Annotated in this window: 3 protein-coding genes; all 3 read right to left on the minus strand. The window is 75.0% G+C overall.

Annotated elements, in window-relative coordinates; genetic code table 11:
* Positions 1-893: polyketide synthase (locus ACZ6O2_RS36285; protein ID WP_357465146.1), on the minus strand; the 893-nt coding region annotated here is incomplete at its 3' end.
* Positions 871-4,185, minus strand: a complete 3,315-nt coding sequence (locus ACZ6O2_RS36290; RefSeq protein ID WP_466026187.1) for a non-ribosomal peptide synthetase — start codon at positions 4,183-4,185, stop codon at positions 871-873. The genes ACZ6O2_RS36290 and ACZ6O2_RS36285, both read right to left, overlap by 23 nt.
* Positions 4,182-5,798: acyltransferase domain-containing protein (locus ACZ6O2_RS36295; protein WP_466026188.1), on the minus strand; the 1,617-nt coding region annotated here is incomplete at its 5' end. The genes ACZ6O2_RS36290 and ACZ6O2_RS36295, both read right to left, overlap by 4 nt.

The raw sequence follows: 5,798 nt of genomic DNA on the forward strand, positions 1-5,798 counted from the left end.
CCACCACCGTCGTTGTTCACCGCCGAACCCCGCACCACCGCATGCACCACATCCCCCGCCGCCACCGCATCCACCAACCGCCGCAACACCACGACACCCACGCCGCTGCCGCCGACGATCCCGCTCGCGTTGCGGTCGAAGGCCCGGCAGTGCCCGTCCGGGGACAGGCCGGTGCCCTCGCGGTAGACGTGGCCGACGTTCTCCGGGATCTTCACGCCGACGCCGCCGGCCAGCGCCATGTCGCACTCGCCCGCCAGCAGCGACTGGCACGCCTGGTGGATCGCCACCAGCCCCGTCGAGCAGGCCGTCTGGATCGTCATCGCGGGGCCGTGCAGGTCCAGCTTGTACGCGACCCGGGTGGCCAGGAAGTCGTCGTTGGAGCTGATCATCATGGGCAGGTAGTCGAGGTAGAACGCCTGCGCCAGCGCGGGATTGCGCATCATGTTGTAGAGCGAGTACGTGTTCATGGACTGGCCGGCGTAGACGCCGATGCGGCCCGGGAAACGCGCCGGGTCGTACGCCGCGTCCTCCAACGCCTCCCACGCGCACTCCAGGAACAACCGGTGCTGCGGATCCGTCATCTCCGCCTCGTGCGCGTTGAACCCGAAGAACTCCGCGTCGAACAACTCCACGCCGTCCAACCGCGCCTTCGCCGGCACATAGGACGGATGCGAATACACCGACTCCGGCACCCCCGCCGCCGCCAACTCCTCCGGCGAGAAGAACGTCACCGACTCCACCCCGGCGCACAGGTTCCGCCAGAACTCCGCCACGTTCGACGCCCCGGGGAAACGGCCCGCCAGGCCGACCACCGCCAGGGCGTTCTCCAGTTCCTCGGGCAGGTCCGCGGTGGTGGTGCCCGGGTTGGTCTCAGCGGTTCGGGCCGGCGTCATGGGCTTCCCCTCTCGGTGGCTGGTGGATGGCCGGGCCGGTTCGTGGCCGGAGCCGGTGGGCGGACCGCCGTCGGCGGCCGTACTCCGCGTCGATGGCCGGTACGGCACCGGCCGGCGCGGTGGTGGCCGGACCGGCCGCCGCGTCGAGGTACGTGGCCAGCCCGACGATGGTCGGGACCTCGAAGATGGTCAGCAGCGCCACGTCCACGCCGAACCGGTCGGCGAGGGTGCGCTGGAGTTCGACCGCGAGCAGCGAGTGGCCGCCCGCGTCGAAGAAGTTCTCGTGCGGGCCGCAGTCGCGGCCCAGCAGGTCGCGCCACACCTCGGCGACCCGGCGGGCGGTGGCCCCCAGCGGCGCGCCCGGCCCGGCGGCGCCGGCGGTCAGGTCCGTCCCGGGCGTCTGCGCCAGGGCCCGCCGGTCCACCTTGCCGTTGCTGTTCAGCGGCAGCGCCGCCAGCGCGACGAACCGGGCCGGGACCATGTACGCGGGCAGCGTGGCCGCGCACCACGACCGCAGTTCCGCGGCGTCCGGCGCGTCGTCGGCCCGGCCCACCAGGTACGCCACCAGGTGCCGGCGCACCGGGTCGGCGCCCTCCAGCAGGACCGCCACGTCGGCGACCGACCGGTGCCGGCGCAGCGTCGCCTCGATCTCGCCCAGCTCGATGCGGTAGCCCCGCAGCTTGACCTGGTTGTCGGAGCGGCCGAGGTACTGGACGACGCCGTCGGGGAGCAGCCGCACCACGTCCCCGGTCCGGTACAACCGGGCGCCGGGCGGGCCGAACGGGTCGGGCACGAAGCGGGCGGCGGTGGTGGCCGGGGCGCCGAGGTATCCGTGCGCCACTCCGGCGCCGCCCACGTACAGCTCCCCCGGCACGCCGGGCGGCACCGGCTCGCCGGCGGCGTCCAGCACGTACAGCCGGGTGTTCGGGGTGGGACGGCCGATCGGGACGGGCCGCTCGCCGCGCCGGACGCGGTGGCCGGCGGCCCACACCGTCGTCTCGGTGGGGCCGTACATGTTCCAGACCTCGGGGCACCGGTCGAGCAGTTGCTCGGCGAGTTCCGGGGTGAGGGCCTCCGCGGTGGAGACCGCCAGCCGCAGGTCGCCGCCCGCCCAGCCGGCGCCGACGAGCAGCCGCCAGGTGGAGGGCGTGCCGTCGAGCACGGTCACCCGGTGCTCCCGGACGAGCCGGCGCAGGCTGTCGCCCTGGCGGACGTCGTCCTCCGTGGCGAGGACCACGTGCGCGCCGACGGTGAGGGGGGCGAGCACCTCGTAGAGCGCGATGTCGAAGCAGATGGTGCTGACCGCGAGGACCACGTCGGTCGGCAGCAGGCCCGGGCAGGTCCGGACGCCGACCAGGAAGTCGACGACGGCCCGGTGCGGCACCAGCACGCCCTTCGGCCGCCCGGTCGAGCCGGAGGTGTGCAGCAGGTAGGCCGGCGCGTCGGGGTCGACCCGGGGCAGCGGGGTGTGGGGCGCCGCGTCGTCGGCCGGGGCGTGCGGCGGGCACGTCCGCCGGCCGGGGAAGCGGTCGGCCCACTCGTCAGCGGTGACCACCAGCTCGGCGGCGGCGTCGTCCAGCAGGTCGGCGTGCCGCCCGGCCGGGTGCGCCGGGTCGAGGGGCAGGTACGCCGCCCCGCAGCGCAGCACCGCCAGCAGGGCCACCACCAGGTCGGCGCCGCGGGGCAGGCAGACCCCGACCAGCCGGCCCGGGCCGGCGCCGGCCGCGCGCAGCCGGTGGGCCAGCCGCTCCGCCCGCTCGTCCAGCTCGCGGTAGCTGTGCGCCCGCCCGCCGCAGGTCAGCGCGACCGCGTCCGGGGTGCGGGCGGCCTGCGCCGTCACGAGGTCGTGCACGCAGGCGGTGGGCACCGGCACCGCGGTGTCGTTCCAGGTGACGGTGACCCGGTGGTGCTGCGCGGTGTCCAGCAGCGGCAGCCGGGCCACCGGCCGGTCGGGGTCGGCCACGGCGTGCCGCAGCGCGACGACGAACTGGTCGGCCAGCCCCCGCACCGTGTCGACGTCGAACAGGTCGGTGGCGTACTCGATGATGCAGAAGACCGCGTCGTCGCCGGTGCGGTGGGCGTAGAACGACAGGTCGAACTGGGAGTTGCCGCTGTGCTGCGGGATCGGCGTGACGACCAGCTCGCCGGTCCGGAACGGCCGCATCGGCTCGTCCTGCCAGCTGAACAGGGTCTGGAAGACGGGGTGCCGGCTGAGGTCACGCACCGGGTGCAGCGCGTCGACCAGCATCTCGAACGGCACGTCCTGGTGGGCGAAGTCGGCCGACAGGTCGCCGCGCACCCGGTCGAGCAGCTGCCGCAGGGTCAGCTCCCCGTCGAGCCGCGTACGCAGGGCCAGGGTGTTGGCGAAGAAGCCGAACAGGTGCTCCAGCTCGGGTCGGGTGCGGTTCGCCACCGGCGTGCCGACGACCAGGTCCTGCTGGCCGGACCAGCGGGACAGCACCACCGCGAAGACGGCCAGGCCGAGCATGAACGGGCTGACCTGCTCGGCGCGGCTGAACCGTTGCAGGTCGGCGGCCAGGTCGGCGGGCAGGTCCAGCCGCAGGGTGGCGCCGCGGTGGCTCTGCACGGCGGGCCGGGGCCGGTCGGTGGGCAGGTCCAGCACCAGCGGCGCGCCGGCCAGCCGGTCCCGCCAGTACCCGAGCTGCCGCTCCAGGACCGGCCCGGTCAGGTACGCGCGCTGCCAGGCCGCGAAGTCGGGGTACTGCAACGGCAGGTGGGGCAGCCGCGGCTGCCGGCCCGCCAGCAGGGCCGCGTAGCCCTCCGCCAGCTCCTGCGCCAGCACGCCGCCGGACCAGCCGTCGGCGATGATGTGGTGCATCGTCACCAGTAGCACGTGCTCGTCGGCGGCGAGGCGGACCAGCAGCGTACGGATCAGCGGGCGGCGCAGGTCGAACGGTTCCCGGGCGCGCGCGGCGACGGTCTCGTCGAGTCGCGCCGGGCGCCGGTCGTCGGGCACCGCCGTCAGGTCCAGCGTCTCGATCGGGGTGTCGTCGACCGGCTCGACCACCTGGACCGGTTCGTCGCCGTCGTCGTGGATGGTCGTGCGCAGCGCCTCGTGCCGGGTACGGATCAGGCGCAGTGCCTGGTCCAGCGCCGCGACGTCGAGCGGGCCGGCCAGGCGCAGCGTGATCGCCATGTTGTGTACGCCGGCGTCCCGGCCCACCAGCCGGTCCAGAAACCACAGCCGGCGCTGCTGGAACGACAGCGGGGCGGGCCGCCCGGGGGGCCGGAGCGGAATCGAGGTGGCGGTGGTGCCGCGGGTCGCCGTCATCGCCCCGCCTCCGACGGGTCCGCCTCGCTCATCAGCCGCTCGGCCTCGGAGTCGGAGAGCCCTTCGAGCTCGGCGAGGAGCCGGTCCTGGAGCAGGTCGGCCTGCTGGGCGACGGTGCGCCGGGCGAAGGCCTCCGCGACGGTGATCGGGACCTGGAAGGTGTCCTGGAGACGGGCGACCAGCCGGCCGGTGAGCAGCGAGTCCCCGCCCAGCAGCAGGAAGTCGTCGAAGACGCCGATCTCCCGGTAGCCCAACAGTTCCCGCCACGCCTGCGCGACGGTCTCCTCGATCTCGGTGCGCGGTGGTTCGTACTCGGTGGGCAGGTCGGGCCGGTCGTGCTTCGGCCCGGCCGTCGCCGGCGCCTCGTGGGCGACGGGCGTCGACCCGTTGAGCAGGCTGTAGCGGCGACGCTCGAACGGGTAGGTCGGCAGGGGCACCCGGCGCCGCTGCTCGCCGGCGGAGAAGGCGGTCCAGTCGATCGCCGCCCCGGCCAGCCAGAGCCGGGCCAGCGCGCTCAGCAGCGTCTCGTTCTCGTCCTGCTCGGGGGCGGCGGGCAGGGAGGCCACGATGGAGGTGGTGGTCTCGGCGCCGGCCGCCCGGCTCATCGCCAGGGCCATCGTGCCGAGCGCGTGCCCCGGCCCGACCTCAAGGAACGCGGCGTCCGGCAGGGCGGCGGCGGCGCGCAGGTTGTCGCCGAAGCGGACGGTGGCCCGCAGGTGGCGCACCCAGTAGCCGGGGTCGGTGGCCTCGGCGGCGGTGAGCCAGGTGCCGGTGACGTTGGACCCGACCCGCGCCTGCGGGGGCCGCAGCGTGACCGTGCCCATGTGCGCCGCGAACTCGGCGAGCAGCGGGTCCAGCATCCGGGTGTGCGCCGCCTGGCGTACCCGGACCAGCTTGGCGCGGACCCCGTCGGCGTCCAGCGCCGCCCGGGCCGCCTCGACGGCGGCGGCCGGGCCGGAGAGCACGGTCTGCTCGGGTCCGTTGACGGCCGCGACGTCGAGGTCGTCGCCGGCGTACCGGGCGGCGTCGTGCTCGGGGAGGTTGACGGCGAGCATGGCGCCGTCGGGCAGCCGGTCGATGAGCTGGCCGCGCAGGGCCACGGTGTCGATGGCGTCGGCGAGGTCGAACACACCGGCCAGGCAGGCGGCCACGTACTCGCCGCTGCTGTGCCCGAGCATCGCCTCGGGGCGTACGCCCCACGACTGCCAGAGCATGGCCAGCGCGTACTCCACCGCGAACAGGGCGGTCAGCCGGCCCGCCGTGGTGTCGAGGATCTCCGCCGCGCGGCGGTCGCCGTCGGGGGCGAGCACCGCCTCGCGCAGGTCGTAGCCGAGCCGGGGGGCGGCCAGGTCGGCGCAGCGGTCCAGGTGCTCGGCGAAGACCGGCTCGGTGGCGTGCAGCTGGCGGCCCATGCCGACGTACTGGCTGCCGCCGCCGGGGAAGAGGAACACGAGGGCGGGTGGGAGGTCGCCGGCCCGGCCGGTCAGCAGCCGCTCGGGGTCCGCTCCGGTGAGGGCCGCCGCGGCCTGGGTGGCGTCGCGGCAGACCACCGCCCGCCGACGCTCGAAATGCCGACGACCCACCTGCAACGTGTACGCCACATCAGCCAACCC

Source organism: Micromonospora sp. NPDC048040, assembly GCF_055587185.1.